The organism is Peribacillus sp. NPDC076916, assembly GCF_050269675.1.
Classification (GTDB): domain Bacteria; phylum Bacillota; class Bacilli; order Bacillales; family DSM-1321; genus Peribacillus; species Peribacillus aracenensis.
The window spans coordinates 744,158-762,917 of the sequence record NZ_JBNNIU010000002.1; the positions used below are offsets into that span (position 1 = coordinate 744,158).

Genomic DNA, 18,760 nt, shown 5'->3' on the forward strand with positions numbered 1-18,760 from the left:
AAAAGTAATAATCATTTGCTCCAGGTTATCAATCTTAGCTTTATATTGATTTTCTTGCTCCGAAACAAGACCGATGGATTGACGTAGATTATCAATTTCTTGCTTATAGTTGTCTTCTTTTTCGGAAAGTCGTTTATTAGCTTTTTCTAAGTTACCAATGCCCACTTTATATTGACTTTCCTTTTCCGATAGGTGATCGATTGTCTGAACATAATTTTTAATTTCATGTTTAAAGCTTTCGATAACTTGTATATGATGATTTTCCTTTTCGGAAAGTTCAGTCATGGCTTTTTCTAAACCTTCAATCTCCACTTTATATTTATTTTCTTGTTCAGATACAACGCTAATCGTGTGATTTAACTGATCGATTTCTTGCTGATGGTAAGTCTCTTTTTCCTTTAATTCTAAAATCATCTGTTCTAAATTTGCAATGTCCACCTTATATTGACTATCCCGTTCCGATAAGTGGCCGATCATATCATTGAAATTTTCAATTTCATGATTAAAGTTTTTGATAACTTGTTTCTGTTGCTCTTCTTTTTTGGAAAGTTCGATCATGGCTTTTTCTAAATTATCGATCTCCACTTTATATTTATTTTCTTGTTCAGATACAATGGTAATCGTGTGATTTAACTGATCGATTTCTTGTTGATGATAGTTCTCTTTTTCCTTTAGATCGGTAATCATCTGTTCCAAATTCTCAATGTTCACTTTATATTGATTTTCCTGTTTCGATAGTTGGTCGATTGTTTGAGTATATTGTTCCATTTCATGGTTAAAGTTTTCGATAATTTGTTTATGATGATTTTCCTTTTCGGAAAGTTCAATCTTGGCTCTTTCTAAATTATCAATCTCCACTTTGTATTTATTTTCTTGTTCAGATACAACGGTAATCGATTGATTCAACTGATCGATTTCTTGCTGATGGTAGGTCTCTTTTTCCTTTAAATCCAAAATCATCTGTTCTAAATCTGCAATGTCCACCTTATATTGACTTTCCTGTTCCGATAGGTGTCCGATCATTTGAGTATAATTTTTAATTTCATGTTCAAAGTTTTCGATAACATGTTTATGATGCTCTTCCTTTTCGGAAAGTTCGATCATGGCTTTTTCTAAACTTAAAATCTCGGCTTTATATTTATTTTCTTGTTCAGATACAACGGTAATCGTTTGATTTAACTGATCGATTTCTTGCTGATGGAGGTTCTCTTTTTCCTTTAGATCGGTAATCATCTGTTCCAAATTCTCAATGTTCACTTTATATTGACTTTCCTGTTTCGATAGGTTATCGATCGTTTCAGTATAATTTTCCATTTCATGTTTAAAGTTTTCGATAACTTGTTTATGATAATTTTCCTTTTCGGAAAGTTCAATCATGGCTTTTTCTAAATTTTCAATCTCCGCTTGATATTTATTTTCTTGTTCAGATACAACTCTAATCGATTGACTTAACTGATCGATTTCTTGCTGATGGTAGTTTTTATCTTCTTTTAAATTGTTAATCGTCTGTTCCAAATTTGCAATGTCCGCCTTATATTGACCTTCCTGTTCCGATAGCTGGTCAATTGTCTGAACATAATTTTCCATTTCATGTTTAAAGTTTTCGATAACTTGTTTCTGCTGCTCTTCCTTTTCGGAAAGTTCGATCAAGGCTTTTTCTAAACTTTCAATCTCCACTTTATATTTATTTTCTTGCTCCGAAACAAGTACGTTGGATTGATGTAAATGATCAATTTCTAGCTTGTATTGGTCTTCTTTTTCGGTAAGTTGGCTAATAGCTTCTTCTAAGTTACTAATTTCCATCTTATATTGTCTTTCTTGTTCGGATAGGTGATCGATTTTCTGAACATAATTTTCCATTTCATGTTTGAAGTTTTCGATAACTTGTTTCTGCTGCTCTTCCTTTTGGGAAAGTTCAATCATGGCTTTTTCTAAACTTTCAATCTCTAATATATATTTATTTTCTTGTTCAGATACAATGCTAATCGTGTGATTTAACTGATCGATTTCTTGTTGTTTAAAGTTTTCATTTTCCTTTTGATCCATAATCATCTGTTTTAAATTTTCAATCTCCGCTTTATATTGACTTTCCTGTTCGGATAAGTGGTTGATTGTCTGAACATAATTTTCCATTTCATGTTTAAAGTCTTCGATAACTTGTTTCTGCTGCTCTTCCTTCTCTGAAAGTTCGATCGTGGATTTTTCTAAATTTTCAATCTTCAGTATATATCTATTTTCTTGTTCAGATACAATGCTAATCGTTTGATTTAACTGATCGATTTCTTGTTGATGAAGGTTTTCATTTTCCTTTTGATCCAAAATCATCTGTTTTAAATTTTCAATGTCGGCCTTATATTGACTTTGCTGTTCTGATAGGGTGTCGATTGTCTGAACATAATTTTCCATTTCATGTTTAAAGTTATCGATAACTTGTTTCTGCTGCTCTTCCTTTTCGGAAAAATCGATTATGGCTTTTTCTAAATTTTCAATGTCCATCTTATATTGACTTTCCTGTTCGGATAAGTGGCCGATTGTCTGAACATAATTTTCAATTTCATGTTTAAAGTTATCGATAACTTGTTTCTGCTGCTCTTCCTTTTCGGAAAAATCGATTATGGCTTTTTCTAAATTTTCAATGTCCACCTTATATTGATTTTCCTGTTCAGATAGGTGGCCAATCGTTTGAGTATAATTTTCAATTTCATGTTTATATTTTTTAATATCTTGTTTATGATGCTTTTCCTTATCTGAAAGAGTTTTTTCTAAATTATTAATCTCCATTTTATATTGCTTTTCTTGATCGTATAAAAGATCAATGGTTTTAGTAAGTTGATTCAATTCATTTTTATAATTCATTTCTTTTTCGTTGAGAGAAATAATGGTTCCTTTTAACTCTTGAATTTCGTTTTTGAAAGTATTTTGCTCTTGAAAATAAAACATGACTTTTTCAATTAATTTCTCAATTTCTAAATTAATGCTTTGTATATCTAATTTAGTTATTTTTTTATTTACTGGAGCGAGAAGTGATTTCACCTCTGAAAGCCCATCCGCCATTTTTTTAAAATCTTCATCGCCGAACTTTTTGAATTCCTCATCGTTTACATTTTGTTTTTGGGCGGACTCATAATCTTGAATTTTCTTTTGAAGAGAAGCTATTTCCCTTTGTAATATTTTATTCTTATCTACAAGTGTTTTTATTTCATTTTTGTTCTTTTCGTCGTTTGTTTTGGTTCCTTTAACGTACTGTAGTTCGGTCTTATATTTCTTTATTTCTTCTTCTAATTTATGAACCTTGGTTTCTGCACTCTTCCTTTCATGTTCCTTCCGATTGATTAGTTCTTGATATGTTCTTTGTTCATTTATCATTTCTTCATTGTGTTTTATTATTTTTCTTATTTTCTTTCTACTATAATCCACTTCGTATTCATTAACTTTTGATTTGTATAGGGAAAGTTCAGATCTAAGGTGAATGATCATTTGCTGAAGTTGTATTGGAGTTATTTTATTCAATTTACTTTTTTGTATTTCATTAGCTTTTTCATCATCTATATACAAAAATAACCACTCCTTATTTTTGATCACGTGTTAACAGTCTGCAATCTCCTGCCATTACCAATAAGGAATCAATTAGACAGGATGAGATTCAGCTACTGTAAATGACCAAGAAGTTCCTATGCGGAGATGTTTATCAAGATTTTTATGGGTGTGGTAACTTTATATGGAGCACTCGTTCGTGAGAGTATAGGTGTTTGTTCGTGTTAAGGAACACAGCGACACCGGAATCATTGCAGGTGCTTAGTAGACAAAAGTAAATTCCTCCTCATAAATTATCAACTTGACCGAAAATCTTGATTTTTTTCAATATTCATTTGACGTGTTTTAATCAAACACCGATCCCTTTATAAATGATTCCATAATAGTTATATGTACCGTATTTCAAATGGTGATTATATTTAGTTACTTTTTAATTCCCTCACAATTTCACAAACAATTAAAGACTGCTATGTTTATTCTTTATCATTTCTTCATTACTCTTACATATCATTAATATTGAGTGATAAAGGGTTGTGATGAAACAAGCCGCACGGTATTATTTTATCCTTTTGAAAATCAAATCTGTACCTGGATTAACATAAAGGGGGGATCCATAAATGGATTTTAGAGTAGAAGTTGGAGATAAGGAGGCAGGAACCATACCTTATGAGTCTCTCCCGGCATTTACTTATCTTTTTAGGGAACTGGGTTTTGATGTGCAGTCAGATACTGAAAATCAAAAAGTACAATTAAGTTCTGCCTTGCATGGTAAAGAAATTGTACTTTCTTCCAATTATGATGTTACACATAACACCTTTAGAAAGCACCTTCAAGAAAGGAAGGTGCTGGAGTATATTCGAACATTCCTTTCTGCATGTGGGGCAAAGGTGATACTTATAGATGAAAAGAAGGAATCAGAAAGGGCTGATTTTCATGTATACTTTTCACTCTTTGAAATTCCAGTAATAAAAGAGCCCATTCTTGAATTGATTCATAATTCAAAATCAACTAATAAAAAGTTATTGGATATTTTTCATCATGAATGTACAAGAACTGGAACAAAATTTAAAACTAATGAGGTTGTTAGAGGCGCAAATAACCCTTTTATTAACATACAGATTATGTATCCAGTTATTGCGGATGAAGATTTTTGGGAAAAACTTGGTGAAAAATATGCGATGTCCATAACAATAGGAATATTAGCTAGATTTCACGAAAGTTCGCCTTTATCTGTTTTATCATTAGTTCCAATGGGAATTTTATCAAACATGTTTGTTCATTCTGGAAATACTGGGCTAAATTTAGAGCCGGCCATACAAAAAGAAAAAAGGTTACCAGAAAAGAAAAAGTTTTTATTAAAGAAACCAGCTATTACTAAAAGAAAAGAAGCTGAAGTATTTTTAGATTATCATATCTTTATAGAAGAACTTGAAGAGCGTAACAAAATCAAGCTTATTGGAAATCTTCATATTAAAAATATAGGTACGGAAGTTTTGCGGAATCCAGTTATCTGTCTGCGTTCCACCCCTTCAGAAAGTATAAAAATATCCGGGCAAATATTGCCGCCGAATGTTGCCGAAACGTTGGGGGTCATGAAAAATGAAGAAACAAAAGGGTGGAAATATATGAATGATGAATGGTTTGAAGAAATGGAGAATGGAGAAACCTGGATATGTCCAATTCAAACTAAAAATATTAACCCTAGGCAAACAGAATCTTTAACTAACTTACAAATAAGCGTCCTTCAACCTGTAGAAACCAGCAATATTCGTGTAGAAGCTTTTGTGTTTTTTAAAGAACAAGATCTGGAAATCAGTTCAAGTAATCAAATTTCCTTATTATTAACGAAGAAAAAATAATATAAAAGGGTAAATGGCAGAGCATATCGGGGGTGGAAGTGGGTTGGTTGAAGGAAATTATCACTTTGAGAAATACTTATTAGATAATATGAAGGTGATAAAATTATTGGACCAAGCGATAAAACAGAAAAAAGGCTTTTCTCTTGCCCGTTTTGGAATAGGTGAAATAAGCTATTTAAGCTGGCCAGCCAATGGATTATTGGTTCAGGAGTTTAAACGATATGAATCTTATGCGGGGGTATCCAATTCACCAGAGATAATTAGGAGGGAATTGGTCAGCTCATTGCGGGATACAGACATTGCTGGTTTGATAGCTCCTTGGCGACTGAATCCTTGGGCAAAACAAACCCGAACTGTACTTAAACAACTGAAGTTCATGCCTTCGAAAGTTTGTTGTGCTTGGATCATGCAGAGCCTCTTAGGCGAGGGAACATTATGGCCGTGGCTGCGTAATAAGAAGGTATTTCTTGTTGGACGTCGTTCAAAAGAAGCAGAAATCGTTTTTAAAGAACATGGTGTACAAATTACTGGCAGTATAGATTTTAATGGTTATGAAGAATTAAATAATGTACAAAATGAACTACAGTCTAATCAGAAATGGGAAATGGCGTTAATTTCTGCCGGGATTCCGGCAACCATTTTAGCTCCAAGAATTGCAAAATTCACCCAGAAGGTTGCCATCGATTTCGGCCATGCCCTTGATATGATTCTTGATGGAAAAGAATACAAACATTCCGACCTAGTAAAAAAGTGGAATGATCAGTTTTCCTAAAAGGAAAAAAACAAATATAATCATTGTGTGGAAAGAAAAGAAATAAAAGGATATAAAATAATACTCGCAGATTCAACCTTGAATGCATAAGGAAGAGGTGCGAGTATCTTAGTTACACTAAATTCAGTTTATGAATTTTAATTGAATCGGAAATGCTTTTTTTTCTGTTAGTTTGAAACATTTTAATTCAGGGGTCGAGTTTGCAAACGAAATAATTAGGTGTCCTACCTCTGGGTAGTTATTTAATTTAATATCCCCCTCTGACGGATAAGCATCATCTGTTGGGTGGGAATGGTAGATGCCAATCAATTCTTCATTACTCCTATCGATAAGTTCAAATACGTGACGAATTTGATCTAAATCCATTGAGTAGGAAAAGGAGCTCCTATTGACATTTTCCATAGGCCAAATTGTTTCTGCAACCCCATTTCTACCTGAAAGCAGTCCACAGGCTTCATAAGGAAGTTCGCTTTTGCAATGAGAAATCAATTTTTGCCTAACATGATTTGTGATGTAAAAAGTACCGGATGTTAAACCTAAATCATTTGTTTTTACCACAGCAACCTTTTGCTCGTACTGGCCGAACCTGAAGGGTAGAGGGAGTGCTTGGTTGTTGTTGTTGTTGAGCGGGCTGCAGGTTGGAAATTCCCAATTTTCTTCTTACTTTACGTCTTAGCTTATCAGATGCCATTTTTTTCTCTCCTTTTATAGGTATGCTCTATAAATATGAAAACATGAATCCTTATGTAACCTAATAATTAATAAATGGGTCGCCTAAAATCCGGGAAACATTTGTGTTGAAGTAAATAATGGAATTAGACTTATCCAAGTTTCTTTACAAAAAAAACCGAGAGATTAATATCCCTCGGGTTTTTATTTTTATACTGGAAAACGATCGCAATCTCCTACTTCAACCTCTAATCCTGGATTAGCTACTTCTGTAAGAGCAATAGTGACGGATAAAGATGGACTCAATATAGTCAGTGTAGCAGTATCTCCAACAGGATCAGTATCATTTAGAACAAGTGTGAATGTCGCGTTTTCTGGTACACCTCCGGCTGGTGTTATAACACCAGTGCCAGTTGCAGTAAGCCCAGTTACTACTCCAGCAGCATCTGTAGCACATGTAGGCTGATTAAAGTCATTGGCTGTAAACGTGAAGCTTTGGTCAATATCAGCATCTGGGGTTCCAATTGGAGTAGGTCCTAATGTATCGATGAAGGTAACTTGAATTCTGCTACCAGAAAGCGTACATTGGTCACAAACTAGGGCAGTCAAATCTAAGTTTCCTGTTGTTGGACCACCTAGACCGTCCTCAAATACAAGGATGGACGCTTCGCCATTGAATTCTGCTGCACCTTGGCAGTCACAGTTCAATGTCGGGAAGAAGGTCGGGCATTGTTGCGGGAATCGTAGTGTTGGGCACACGACCCCTTCTTCTTGAATTGGAATGACAGGACGTGGTCCACAGAACTTAGCCTCGACCTCCAGCTTAACCTCAGCCTCTACTTGAACATCTTTACACATGGTCACATCAAGTACAACCATATCACCAAGCATTTGATTTAAAACAACTGTACATTGAACATCGAAAATATTACAGTTGATTTCTGTTCCCTCAGGGAAACATAGGATTACTTCATCCATGAAACTAACAGGTACTACGAAATTACAACCTGGTAGTGGTTCTCCATTGCAAAAGAATTGAACGCGGATATGGACATGGAAGGCAAGGGAAACAATTTGGGCCCCTGGAACACTAGGAATGTTAGCTGGAATGGCTCCGATAAAATCACAGCTTCGTGTACCAACTACTTCCGAACAAGTAGCGGTTATTGTGTTACCATCATGACGTGCATCTTCAATTGCCGCAAAGCATTCCTCAGGTATTTGAACTTTATTGCGGTCACGATTTGTTAGAACAACCCAGTCATATACTTTAGTAACTCGAATACATTCAGGTCCGATGGGGTTCGGTACCACTTGTCGGCCCTGAATAGATTTGACGTTCCTTTTTTTCATCAAACATCTTTCCCTTCAGTATCAGGTTTTGAACACATTAACATACTATGGGGATATCATTTTATGGGTACATTTTTCTTAGAAAATGGGCTAATAATATTTTATGAATTTATAAATGGATATTTATATAATCTAAACTCAAATCATAAAATATTAAAGAAGATTAGGAGGTGAATATGTGTTTACTATTGAATGGCTTGATTTTCTTATTTTAATATTGGCTACCTTCCGGTTAACTCATTTAATTGTATTTGACGATATTACTTCATTCATCAGAAAACCTTTCTTGACTGCCACCATCCAAGAAAATGCCTCTGGACAACTGGAGGAAATCATTGAAATAAAGGGATCAGGACTTCGTTATTTCATAGGTTCGCTTTTAAGTTGTTATTGGTGTGTAGGGTTTTGGTGCTCCCTTATTACTGTACTTATTTATTATTATTTTCCTGCTGCTTTTCCAATCATATTGGTCTTTGCTGTTGCGGGAGCTGCCGCCTTTATTGAATCTAAATCATGAAAGTATAATCGTGTAGGAGGAGAATTTTATGTAATTTGATATCCAGACTAAAATTATATGTTGAACATCATAAAATTGCTTCACAGACAGATAGGCTAGGTTTTAGATTAAAATCAAACTAAAACGCTGTTGTAGATTGATAGCAAGTACAAAAGGGGCATTAAATTTTATTATTGAGCATCAGGGAAGCAAACGATTGATTAAAATCCATTCGATACGAATGGATTTTTTTCTTATAATAATAGGAATTGAAGGCGGGCCAGTTTCCATTAAACCAAATAATTTACCTTTTGAGGAAGCCCAGCCGTTCCAATCGGGGCACGTACAGCTTATTTTATCTGAGAAAAGCTAACATTCAGAGTGGTCAAAAGATTCTTGTCTATGGTGCTTCAGGAAGTTTCGGAAGTTATGCAGTACAAATTGCCAAGTATATCGGAGCAAAAGTTACAGAGTTTTGCCGTACCGCGAATGTAGAATTGGTAAAATCTCTAGCACCGATAAGGTCATATTACACTTCTGAGGATTTTTCCAAAGATGGTGAGACCTATGACGTTATTTTGAAGCGGTAAAAAGTTTTAAGCAAAGGGAGTGAAATAATGTTTGCTATATTAGAAACTGAACGGTTGATCTTGAGGGAATTGGTGGAAGATGATGCAGTGGATATATTAAAATGCTTTTCCAATCCAGAGGTATTACGATATTATGGGCAAACTCCATTAACAAATACAGTTCAGGTGAAGCAAATCATTAGGAAGTTTTCAAAGAATTTCGATGAAAAACGCGGTATTAAATGGGGAATTGAATTGAAAGGGAAGGATGGCATCATTGGGACAATTGGATTACAAGAATGGTCTCATGAACATAAGAGAGCAGAACTGAGCTATGCACTTTTCCCAAATGAATGGGGAAACGGTTATGCAACGGAAGCTGTCAGTAAGGTGATTTCTTATGGCTTTAAAGAGCTTGACCTAACTCGTATCGGAGCAATTGTTTTTATTGAAAATAAAGCATCCAATAAGTTGTTGACAAATTTAGGGTTCAAAAAAGAAGGGATATTGAGAAATTATATGTACCAAAATGATGTTTCATTTGATACTAATCTATACTCTTTAATAACGGCAAATCCTCAATAAAATAACAAACTACAGACATAGGGGGGGATTGTTAACTGTTTTATGGGAAACAAACAATGAATATTCAAATCTATATATTTAAAAATTCATTGTTTTCCTGTAAGATATCAATATGTAAAAACCTTGTCGACTTGTCGGCTTACTTAGAAAACGTGAGGAAAACATAAATGATGGAATTCGAAAAAAGTCTTGAGAAAAGTTTGAGCAATCAACAAAATGCAGGTTTAACAGCATATTTAAAGAAAATGAAGGGCGAAGCTAGAGAAAAAGACAGAATTGATTATATGGATTCCTTTGTTTCAGCCATAGGTGGACTCATTGCCATTATCATTATTAGTTTTATAGCTGTCTATTTAGGATATCCTATGGCATTAGCTCCTCTTGGGGCGAGCTGCGTTATTGTTTTTGGTGCGCATAAAAGTCTCTTGTCACAACCCCGTAATGTTGTTGGTGGACATATAATCTCTACAACATCAGCCCTTATCATTTGGAGCATTTTTGGTAAGAGCCTATTCATTATTGGTCTGGTACTGGCTATTGTATTAATTATAATGACTTTTACAAAAACCGTTCACCCTCCCGCAGCAGCAAGTGCCCTTGTTTCGATCAATTCTCAAGTTGGTTGGGGATTCCTGATTCCGATTGTAATAGGTACCTTATTATTAGTTTTTGTATCGATGATTTATAATAATTTATTTCAAACAAGACAGTATCCAAAACACTGGTTATGAAAAAACTATTTCATAAACTTTTATATGTGACTCATTATTAAAAAGAGAGATTCAGGTTATTGACGAGATTTAGTTTCCTGAAAATTATCCATTAATCTCGCGACCATATTTTCGCAGAATGCAAAAAAGCATGTATGCGATTAAATTCATAAAAGGCATTCGGAATTAATTCGTTCCGAATGCCTTTTGTCTAAACTGAAGCCAATTTTGAGAAAGGGTGTTTATTTTACATAATGGTTTTTCCATTATGTTCATCAGTTGTGTTATTAGCCTGGGTGAAAGGACGAATGTCAGCGGGCTGGATTTACTACTGCCGGCTTTTAGGGAATCGGCTTGACGTTGAATTTTCAGAAAGCGAAATTTCCAATATGCTTGATAGTGTGAAAAATACGATTCACGATTCGCCGGAACGAACGAAATCCGCTATGAGTAATTTTCTATTCACAGTGGGGATTACATATTTGCCACACCAAGAAAAGGTGTCGGGACTGCAAAGGCAATTAGGATTTTAGAAGGGACAAGAAAAAAGCAGTTTTCTAAATGTTTACGAAAAGATCCAAAAAGAAATCAATTAAGAAAGGCTTGGGTTTAAACGCAAGAGCCTGTATCCACCTTGGAACAGGCTTTTATGTATATATAGAAAATTAATCACAAGGGAAATTACGTTTATAGACTTTGAAAAAAATCATGCTTGAATCTGCGATTGTCTAGGATTCTTTTTAAAAATCATTTTCGCTTTAAAATGTGAGAACAAATAACAGCCTATAATCACAATGCCACTACCAATTCCTTGTACCCACGTCATTTTTTCACCTAATAATAGAAAGGCTAAAATCGCAGTGAAAATAGGATTAAAATTCAAGAAAATACCTGATGTTGTTGTACCTAATTTTTGTACACCAATATTCCAAAGTACCATACATGCTACAGTTGAGATAACGCCTGTATATAAAATAGATTGTATAAAAGAAGTATTTATATTAGACACTGTAAAATTAGAAAAATTAAACGGAAGAAGAACTATAAGTCCAAATATACCAGAATATAATGTAGCCATCATGGGTGTTGTTGTTATCATTGCCCATTTGCTACAAACGGAATATATTCCCCAAACGCATACAGCAGCCATCATATATAAATCACCTGAATTAAATCGTAATGAAAGGAATAGATCAATATTTCCTTTTGAAAGTACCAGTATTACGCCAATAAGCGAAAGAAACATCGAAAACATTTGGAGAATATTAATTCTTTCTTTTAAAAAGAAAAATGAAAAAATAGCAATTGAAATCATGTTTAATGTTGATATTAATCCAACATTAGTGGCGGTAGTTTTCTCTAATGCTGCAAATTGTAATAGATTAAATAGAACCACACCAGTAATTCCCATCAAAAATAAAGGAATGATTGCACTTCGAGGGGGAAATATTTTTCTCTCTTTCCACCATACAATTGGCAAAAGACAACTAATGGCAATGATCCACCTTAAACTCGTCAACGTCATCGGAGAAGCATGACCGACAAGCGATTTTCCTACGACAAAGTTTCCACCCCATAATAAACTTGTTAAAAGTAATAACGAAAAATAATAATATTGCATATCTTTTTGCTCCTTTTCATCTTTCACAGTTTAAGTGAAAAAAGATCGAAGCCATTGTGCACAATGACATTTCAATTTTCATAATTAATTACTACTAATTTTAACATTATAGTTCAGTTCTTTATATATTATTTTGTATAATAGAAGAAACTTAAAATATTATTTAAAAAAAATACTGATATGCAGAATTAAATTAAGTTTTGCTATTGGGATGATACCGTTTTTGGAACAATTGTAAAAGGAGTGACTATAAGTGGAATCTATCGTAAGCAAGGTTCTTGATAATGTTGATATTCAAATTTTAGATTTACTGCAAAAGGATGCACAAATAAGCAATACTGAGCTTGCAAAGCGTGTCAAGTTATCTCCACCAGCTATACATTCAAGGATAAAACGTTTGGAAAATGAAGGATTTATTAATGGACAAGTAGCAATTTTAAACCAGGAGAAGCTAGGTTTTGATTTATTATGTTTTATTTTTATGAGTACGAATATACATCAAGCTGAAAAACTGGAAGTTTTGGAGAAGGCATTAGCTTCTATGTCAGAAGTATTAGAGTGCCATTGTTTAACAGGTGAGTATGATTATCTTTTAAAAGTGGCTAACAAAGATCGGAAGGAATTGGAAATATTTATTAGGAAGTTAAATAAACTAGGTATAACAAGAATTCAAACTAGCCTAGCTCTCAGAGAAATTAAATATTCAACAGTTTTACCCATATAGAAAAAAAGTTCCGTTCGTAAAAGTCACTTTTACGAACGGTTTTTGATAGAACAAGAGAGAGAAAAGTAGTAGAAAGCGACTTCAGGCCATGAGATAAAAGGGGTTGGATAAAAAAACTCGTCAAAAAAATAGCCTTTATAAAAGAGAAAATAGGCTATTATTCATTATCAAGTTATATAAGTTGATATCAATCCATTTCTAAGTTGAACTATAATAATGTTCGTTCAAAATTTTGAACGTCAAAGCTATAATTACTTTATTTCTTTTGAATTTGTTAAGGAGCCATTATAGATTGAAGGAACGACTCTGTCTTAATAATTACATATCAACATCACTAGAAATAATAAGCTTATGATCAATCCCCGTAATCATTGCTATAGAAAATTCGACATTTACAATTCCTACTGGATACACCATATATTTTTCTTGAAAATGTAAATTCTCCTTTTGCCCTTAATCCTATAAAATCATTATATTGCTCAACTAGTTTAAGCATTGAGCCATGCAGCGATTAAAAAGCAGTACACTTCATTCAAAGTTTGTACTGCTTTTTTTAATTTCGCCCGGTTATTATGGGTTTTAATCAGAAAATCGGTATTGAAGACTCGAATAATGAATCATTAAGTTTATTTACTTAACAAAATTCCTTCTGCGTTACTCGGTTGTAGAGCTATTTGTAGTGCTCTTTTTTCTTCATCGTTTAAAGAGACCAATGGTAAGCGGACACCTCCAACATTTAACCCCCGCATATTTAATGCTGATTTTACCGGTGCTGGGCTTGGTGCAGCAAATAATGCTTTCATAATTGGAAGAAGGTTGCGATGTGCAGTGGCAGCACCTTGGACATCCCCACTTTTAAAGCTATTGATCATTTCTTGCATTTCATTGCCAATTATGTGGGAAGCAACCGAAACAATGCCTGTTCCTCCGATGGCAAAAACCGGTAATGTTAACCCATCATCGCCGCTGTACAATGTAAAATCGCTAGTTGTTTTGCTGATGATTTGTGCCATGGCATCTAAGTCACCACTTGCTTCTTTTACTGCCACAATATTGTTGATTTTTGAGAGGCTAACAATCGTCTCAACGGACATGTTCACGACACTTCGTCCTGGGATATTATAAAGCATTACCGGTAATGATGTTGAATGGGCAATAGCACTAAAGTGCTGGAATAATCCTTCTTGAGACGGCTTGTTATAGTATGGGGTAACGAGCATGATTCCGTCGACTCCTGCTGCCTCTGCTTGTTTGGTTAAGCTGATGGAGGCCTTCGTGTTATTTGAGCCAGTTCCAGCTATGACTGGAACTCTTCCATCAACAACTTCTACAACCATTTTGAATAAATCCACTTTCTCTTCTGCAGTTAATGTAGGAGACTCTCCAGTTGTACCAGCTATTACTAATCCATCAGAACCATTAGTAATTAAATAATTTACTAAAGTTTTCGTAGCATTAAAATCAACCTCATCATTATGATTAAACGTGGTAACCATTGCGGTTAAAACTTGGCCAAAATTCATAACTTCACACCCTTTTGTATAATTTTTATAAAAATTCAGAGGTGGTTAGGGCCATTCAGGAATAAACGCAAAAAAGCAACAACGAGGATTCGCTGCTGCAGTAGAAACAATATTTATCAAAAAAATGTTTCCGCGCATAAGATAGCCCTCCATATAGTTTCCTATATGACAGTCCTGCATTTATTCAATAGCAGAACCAGCTTCAAGAACATGAGATTCTTTCCGCTTCGGCAAATTCCCCTTTCCACAATAGTCATGGGATCTCATTCTCCTCAAAATGTGTACTAATGGTCTTTGCTCCTCTATCCTCACTTCAAAAAGTATGAAGTAAGAAAATATTTAATTGACTGTAATATAACAAGGAATCCTCTTTATTGCAAGGACAATTTAGAAATGTTTTTTTAGAATACATGGATTCACCTTTTTTAATATTATGTAATCTCAACATTTATAGTTTTATTAAATAAACTGTATGAAAAGTTTCAATCTTTTATAGTCAGTTTTACAATTGATAGAGCTTATGAAAATTGATATGTATCTTATGAATACTTAGAATGATGATCAAGGTGGGGAGGACGACATGATACAAATTTAACAAAGGGCAGAAAAGATATGAAAATCAGTGTCGTTTAGGAAGCGAGAAAACGGATCGCTTCCATGTAAGTAGGACTCCATTGATTCAATTACACTATCAAAAAATTGAAAAGGATGGCCATTGATAACATCAAGCTAATGTTAACCAAACCAATGACAAAATTATCTGTGGTCCGATAAAAACTGGTCAGAACAATTGCATGCAAAAGGAAAACAAACCGAAGATGTTCGATAGCATTATAGCTGGCAATTTTACCAGCGAGTATGTTGCTGAAAATGGATATAAATCCACAGCCAAACAAGATCAAACGGATTGAACTCTTGGTGCTTTCATTCCTTTCAGTATTGGAACGAGATACGTATAACAGCATACCTATCTACAAATCCATGAGATGGAATGATAAAAGCCATTAAGATTCGTGGGGATAACTACGTAGTTTAGGGGTAGTTCCCCCTTTACATCAAGCAAAGGCAAATCATTACTACAAGCGAAAAATTATCTTGAGTTTTCCTCCAGAAACAATTTAAGTGAACCGAATGACTATTGCCCATAGGTATTATTTGATTTATTAATATTTAAATTACACTGAACCTATATTTTATTAATAATGTAAAGTTACTATTTTAATTGGTAAACCACATAAAAATTAAAAAATGAGGAGGATATTTTATTTCTTGGGAAATACTTACATAATTATAGCGACTAAACGATATATAGGAGGAAAATGATTTTGAAAGCGAAAAATAAATTTGCTGCAATGTTGACAATTGTAACGGTGGGATTAACAACTTCTTTATCAAATGTACAAGCATCCTCGGAATCTTCAAATTCAGATAATAAACGTAAGCCCGAGCTCGTTTTTCCTGTTATCAGTGATGTACATATAGATGATGGATCAACTGCTGATATGGACAAGTTTAGAACAGCGATGGATCAATTAAACAAAGCTGCGCCTAAACAGGATGCTTTTGTTGTCGTTGGGGATTTAACGGACTATGGCTACGCTACTGAATATGATAAGTTCTTCTCCATTTATAATGAGAAGAAACAAGGCGATGTTCAATCCATGTTCACTATGGGAAACCATGATTATTGGAATGGACTTTCAGTAGAAAAAGCACAAGATCGTTTTCTCGAGAAAACAGGAATGGATTCTCTTTACTATCATAAAAAAGTAAATGGATATGATTTTATTACGTTAAGTCCGGAAAATGGTAATACGCATGGTTTATATTCTGTTCATCAAATTAACTGGCTAGGCGAAAAGTTAGCTGCAGCAGAAAAAGAGAATCCGGGCCAACCAATCTTTGTTTTTCTTCATCAACACATTAAAGACACTGTGTATGGAAGTGACTTATGGGGAACTCAGGAAAATAAAGAACTTTTATATGATACATTAAAGAAACATCCACAGGTTATTACATTTTCAGGCCATTCTCATTATCCACTCGAAGACCCTAGAACGATTCATCAAAAAGACTTTACATCTGTTGGCACGTCTTCTGTAAGTTATTTGGAATTAGAGCCGGGTAAACTTCAAGGGTTTCATCCTGAAGGATATCGGGATATTAGTCAAGGTATGATTGTAGAAGTTTATAATAATGAAGTGGTCCTTAAAAAACGTGATTTTCATAAAGACGATTGGGCAGGAAAACCATGGGTAATCAAACACCCTTCTAAAAAAAATAACTTTACATATACAGACGATCGAGATCGGTTACCACCGGTTTTTGCAGTTAAAGACAAGGCTTCGATTGTAAAAGAAAAATCGACACTAAAAAGTTTGAATATTACATTTCCACAGGCAAAAGATAACACGCTCGTACATTCTTATCACATTACAGCGAAAAATAAGGAAACAGGGGAGCTGGACGCAGACTTCATCGCATTTTCTGAATTCTATATTGATCCTGTTCCAAAGAATTTAGAATTCCCTGTAGCTGGTCTTAAGCCAGGTACGGATTATGAAATTAAGGTACAAGCACTAGATTCATTTAACAATAGCAGTAAAAAGGCGTTACTGGCTGAAGGTCAGACAAAAGCCCTGGAAATGGTCTCAGCACAAGCTTCCCCTTCTTTAGTAGCGGTAGGTGAATCGACTACACTACAAGTAAAGATGAAAAATTATGGAAATGGTAATGTGAAAGGGAAAATTAAAGTTGATGCACCTGAAGGTTGGAGTGTGGAGCACAATGAACTTGAGTATGAGCTTTCAGGAACTGAAGAAAAAACGTTGCCAATAAAAGCTACACCTAGTAAGGAAAGTTCCGGTTCATCAAAATTCACGATTACTGCTTACGAGGGCGGCCAAAAAATTGGCTCCAAAAATATAAATGTATTCGTAAACATGTTGCTTGGAGAAAGTTTTGACCAATTAGAGTCTGCATTAAAGCCGGCAGTGAATGAAAACATTCCAAGTTCTATTCTCGGTTGGAGCCATGCAGCTCCTAACGGCTGGTCGGTTACTAATAGCTCAAATATGCCAGCTGGTACAATGGAGTGGCAAGGTTGGAGTTTCACAACAAAGGACTTTTGGACAAAAGCAGAAGACCAAGATCGTAGCAAATTTGAGCTGGGTCAAGGTGTAATAGCTGTAGCGGATCCTGATGAATGGGATGATACCGGTTCACCATCATCAAAAGGCTTTTTTGATAGTACATTAACTTCACCTTCTGTAAAAGTCGATGGTGCAAAAGATCTCTACTTAGGATTTGCATCCCATTATAAACAAGAAGGAACGCAAACAGCAGAAGTAACTGCTGTCTTTGATAATGGTGAAAAACAACAAGTTCTCGTTTATGACAATAAAGATGCTTCCGATAATAAAAATGGACATGTTTTGAATAAGTATGAGGTTAAATCGATTAAGGTTCCTGAAGATGCTTCTTCGATGAAAGTACAATGGAGAATGCATAATGCGAAAAATAATTGGTTTTGGTCGATTGACGATATTAGATTGGATGACCAAATGATCGTTTCACCAAATGAATGAGAAGAAGAGGTGAACTTTTCTTTAAACTTGTATTAGTAAAAAGCGGACTTTCCTTAAGGGGTAAGTTCGCTTTTTTTTATTTATGGCTATGTAAAATAACTCTGTTGATAATTGAATAAAAACAAAACTCCTTTCAGCCATCAAAGAGATTGACTTTGACCAATTCGAAGGTATTGGGAAATGGACGAGACTTATTTCCTATTCTCAGAAAAGGGAAAACGCAAAGTGGGAGGTCGAAAAGCTCGTAAACGCGGTGGTTCGTCTTCACAACGAGGCATCAGCAAAGAACATGTCTGTGTCCTTGTCGCAAGAGACCGTCAGAAAGTAACATATTCAAAATTGGTTGGTCAGGTTCGGATTGTAAAGACTCGATTGGAGGATGCTATTGGCTCTAAAGTTGTCTCCTTCCAACGTTCTTTGTACCGACGCTTGGCGGGCATTTATGACTTACGCAAAAGAAAAAGGAATTGAGCATTACAGGTTTAAATCAGATGGTAAGGAACGTGTCCGAGGTGTGTACCATATTCAAAATGTGAATAGTTATCACAGTCGCTTGAAGAGCTGGATAAATCGTTTTAATGGAGTGGCGACAAAATACCTCGACCATTATTTGAGTTGGTTTCAATTTTTAGACCAAATCAGACACCGCAATAACGACACAACGGTTAGCCAGATGATTGTTGAAAGCTGCCTGTTCTCAACGGATGTGACCTATGATAAACTCAGGTTATCAGAATTTCCCAAATGAACATTAAACC

General features: G+C 34.7%; 14 protein-coding genes, 3 pseudogenes and 1 riboswitch. Of the genes and pseudogenes, 10 read left to right on the forward strand and 7 right to left on the reverse strand.

Annotated elements, in window-relative coordinates; all coding sequences use genetic code 11:
* Positions 1-3,555 (reverse strand): hypothetical protein (locus ACQKFG_RS08565; RefSeq protein ID WP_427557859.1); only part of this gene is annotated, 3,555 nt, incomplete at its 3' end.
* A gap of 596 nt (positions 3,556-4,151) precedes the next feature.
* Here ACQKFG_RS08565 and ACQKFG_RS08570 point away from each other — a divergent pair.
* Together ACQKFG_RS08570 and ACQKFG_RS08575 are read left to right on the forward strand one after the other, a co-directional pair.
* Positions 4,152-5,393, forward strand: a complete 1,242-nt coding sequence (locus tag ACQKFG_RS08570) for a hypothetical protein (protein ID WP_427557862.1) — start codon at positions 4,152-4,154, stop codon at positions 5,391-5,393.
* Positions 5,394-5,436: 43 nt separating this feature from the next.
* Positions 5,437-6,165 carry a GT-D fold domain-containing glycosyltransferase gene (locus ACQKFG_RS08575; protein ID WP_427557865.1) on the forward strand — a complete coding sequence of 243 codons (729 nt, stop codon included), beginning with the start codon at positions 5,437-5,439 and terminating at the stop codon, positions 6,163-6,165.
* Between the two features lie 123 nt (positions 6,166-6,288).
* Here the strand turns inward: ACQKFG_RS08575 and ACQKFG_RS08580 are convergent, their stop codons facing one another.
* The 3 genes from ACQKFG_RS08580 to ACQKFG_RS08590 all read right to left on the reverse strand — a co-directional run bounded on the left by ACQKFG_RS08580 (position 6,289) and on the right by ACQKFG_RS08590 (position 8,187).
* Positions 6,289-6,723, reverse strand: coding sequence for a Mov34/MPN/PAD-1 family protein (locus ACQKFG_RS08580; RefSeq protein WP_427557868.1), 435 nt, complete (start codon positions 6,721-6,723; stop codon positions 6,289-6,291).
* A complete protein-coding gene (locus ACQKFG_RS08585; RefSeq protein ID WP_427557871.1) occupies positions 6,707-6,856 on the reverse strand; it encodes a hypothetical protein in 150 nt (49 codons plus the stop codon). Before ACQKFG_RS08585 ends, ACQKFG_RS08580 begins: the two co-directional genes overlap by 17 nt.
* A gap of 188 nt (positions 6,857-7,044) precedes the next feature.
* Positions 7,045-8,187 (reverse strand): hypothetical protein, encoded by a 1,143-nt coding sequence (locus ACQKFG_RS08590; RefSeq protein ID WP_427557873.1) that lies wholly within the window; start codon positions 8,185-8,187, stop codon positions 7,045-7,047.
* 178 nt (positions 8,188-8,365) lie between these two features.
* Here ACQKFG_RS08590 and ACQKFG_RS08595 point away from each other — a divergent pair, with 178 nt between their 5' ends.
* From ACQKFG_RS08595 to ACQKFG_RS08615, 5 genes and pseudogenes are all read left to right on the forward strand, one after another.
* Positions 8,366-8,704, forward strand: a complete 339-nt coding sequence (locus ACQKFG_RS08595; protein ID WP_427557876.1) for a DUF1360 domain-containing protein — start codon at positions 8,366-8,368, stop codon at positions 8,702-8,704.
* Between the two features lie 250 nt (positions 8,705-8,954).
* Positions 8,955-9,267, forward strand: a pseudogene (locus tag ACQKFG_RS08600) (NAD(P)-dependent alcohol dehydrogenase); the annotation flags it as partial.
* A gap of 33 nt (positions 9,268-9,300) precedes the next feature.
* Positions 9,301-9,837 (forward strand): GNAT family N-acetyltransferase, encoded by a 537-nt coding sequence (locus ACQKFG_RS08605; protein WP_427557879.1) that lies wholly within the window; start codon positions 9,301-9,303, stop codon positions 9,835-9,837.
* A 167-nt stretch (positions 9,838-10,004) separates the two neighbouring features.
* Positions 10,005-10,568, forward strand: coding sequence for an HPP family protein (locus ACQKFG_RS08610; RefSeq protein WP_228467425.1), 564 nt, complete (start codon positions 10,005-10,007; stop codon positions 10,566-10,568).
* A gap of 287 nt (positions 10,569-10,855) precedes the next feature.
* Positions 10,856-11,080: a hypothetical protein gene (locus tag ACQKFG_RS08615; RefSeq protein ID WP_427557882.1), complete on the forward strand. Its 225-nt coding sequence runs from the start codon at positions 10,856-10,858 to the stop codon at positions 11,078-11,080.
* 173 nt (positions 11,081-11,253) lie between these two features.
* Here the strand turns inward: ACQKFG_RS08615 and ACQKFG_RS08620 are convergent, their stop codons facing one another.
* A complete protein-coding gene (locus ACQKFG_RS08620) occupies positions 11,254-12,168 on the reverse strand; it encodes a DMT family transporter (protein WP_427557885.1) in 915 nt (304 codons plus the stop codon).
* A 253-nt stretch (positions 12,169-12,421) separates the two neighbouring features.
* Here ACQKFG_RS08620 and ACQKFG_RS08625 point away from each other — a divergent pair, with 253 nt between their 5' ends.
* Positions 12,422-12,892, forward strand: a complete 471-nt coding sequence (locus ACQKFG_RS08625; protein ID WP_192205029.1) for an Lrp/AsnC family transcriptional regulator — start codon at positions 12,422-12,424, stop codon at positions 12,890-12,892.
* 626 nt (positions 12,893-13,518) lie between these two features.
* Here ACQKFG_RS08625 and dapA read toward each other — a convergent pair.
* Entirely contained in the window at positions 13,519-14,415 is an 897-nt protein-coding gene (dapA, locus tag ACQKFG_RS08630) for a 4-hydroxy-tetrahydrodipicolinate synthase (protein ID WP_427557889.1), read from the reverse strand.
* Positions 14,416-14,549: 134 nt separating this feature from the next.
* A riboswitch (Lysine riboswitch) is annotated at positions 14,550-14,728 on the reverse strand.
* A 391-nt stretch (positions 14,729-15,119) separates the two neighbouring features.
* Positions 15,120-15,435, reverse strand: a pseudogene (locus tag ACQKFG_RS08635) (MFS transporter); the annotation flags it as partial.
* 305 nt (positions 15,436-15,740) lie between these two features.
* On the opposite strand from ACQKFG_RS08635, the gene ACQKFG_RS08640 reads away from it, so the two are divergent.
* Positions 15,741-18,002 carry a metallophosphoesterase gene (locus ACQKFG_RS08640; protein WP_427557892.1) on the forward strand — a complete coding sequence of 754 codons (2,262 nt, stop codon included), beginning with the start codon at positions 15,741-15,743 and terminating at the stop codon, positions 18,000-18,002.
* Between the two features lie 124 nt (positions 18,003-18,126).
* Positions 18,127-18,750: pseudogene (locus ACQKFG_RS08645) on the forward strand (IS1595 family transposase); the annotation flags it as partial.
* Between the last annotated feature and the right edge of the window lie 10 nt (positions 18,751-18,760).

Coding starts and splice junctions, on each gene's coding strand:
- ACQKFG_RS08615 (WP_427557882.1), top strand. CDS start 10,856: ATGTCAGCGGGCTGGATTTACTACTGCCGGCTTTTAGGGAATCGGCTT.
- ACQKFG_RS08610 (WP_228467425.1), top strand. CDS start 10,005: ATGATGGAATTCGAAAAAAGTCTTGAGAAAAGTTTGAGCAATCAACAA.
- ACQKFG_RS08605 (WP_427557879.1), top strand. CDS start 9,301: ATGTTTGCTATATTAGAAACTGAACGGTTGATCTTGAGGGAATTGGTG.
- ACQKFG_RS08570 (WP_427557862.1), top strand. CDS start 4,152: ATGGATTTTAGAGTAGAAGTTGGAGATAAGGAGGCAGGAACCATACCT.
- ACQKFG_RS08620 (WP_427557885.1), bottom strand. CDS start 12,168: ATGCAATATTATTATTTTTCGTTATTACTTTTAACAAGTTTATTATGG.
- ACQKFG_RS08590 (WP_427557873.1), bottom strand. CDS start 8,187: ATGAAAAAAAGGAACGTCAAATCTATTCAGGGCCGACAAGTGGTACCG.
- dapA (WP_427557889.1), bottom strand. CDS start 14,415: ATGAATTTTGGCCAAGTTTTAACCGCAATGGTTACCACGTTTAATCAT.
- ACQKFG_RS08585 (WP_427557871.1), bottom strand. CDS start 6,856: ATGGCATCTGATAAGCTAAGACGTAAAGTAAGAAGAAAATTGGGAATT.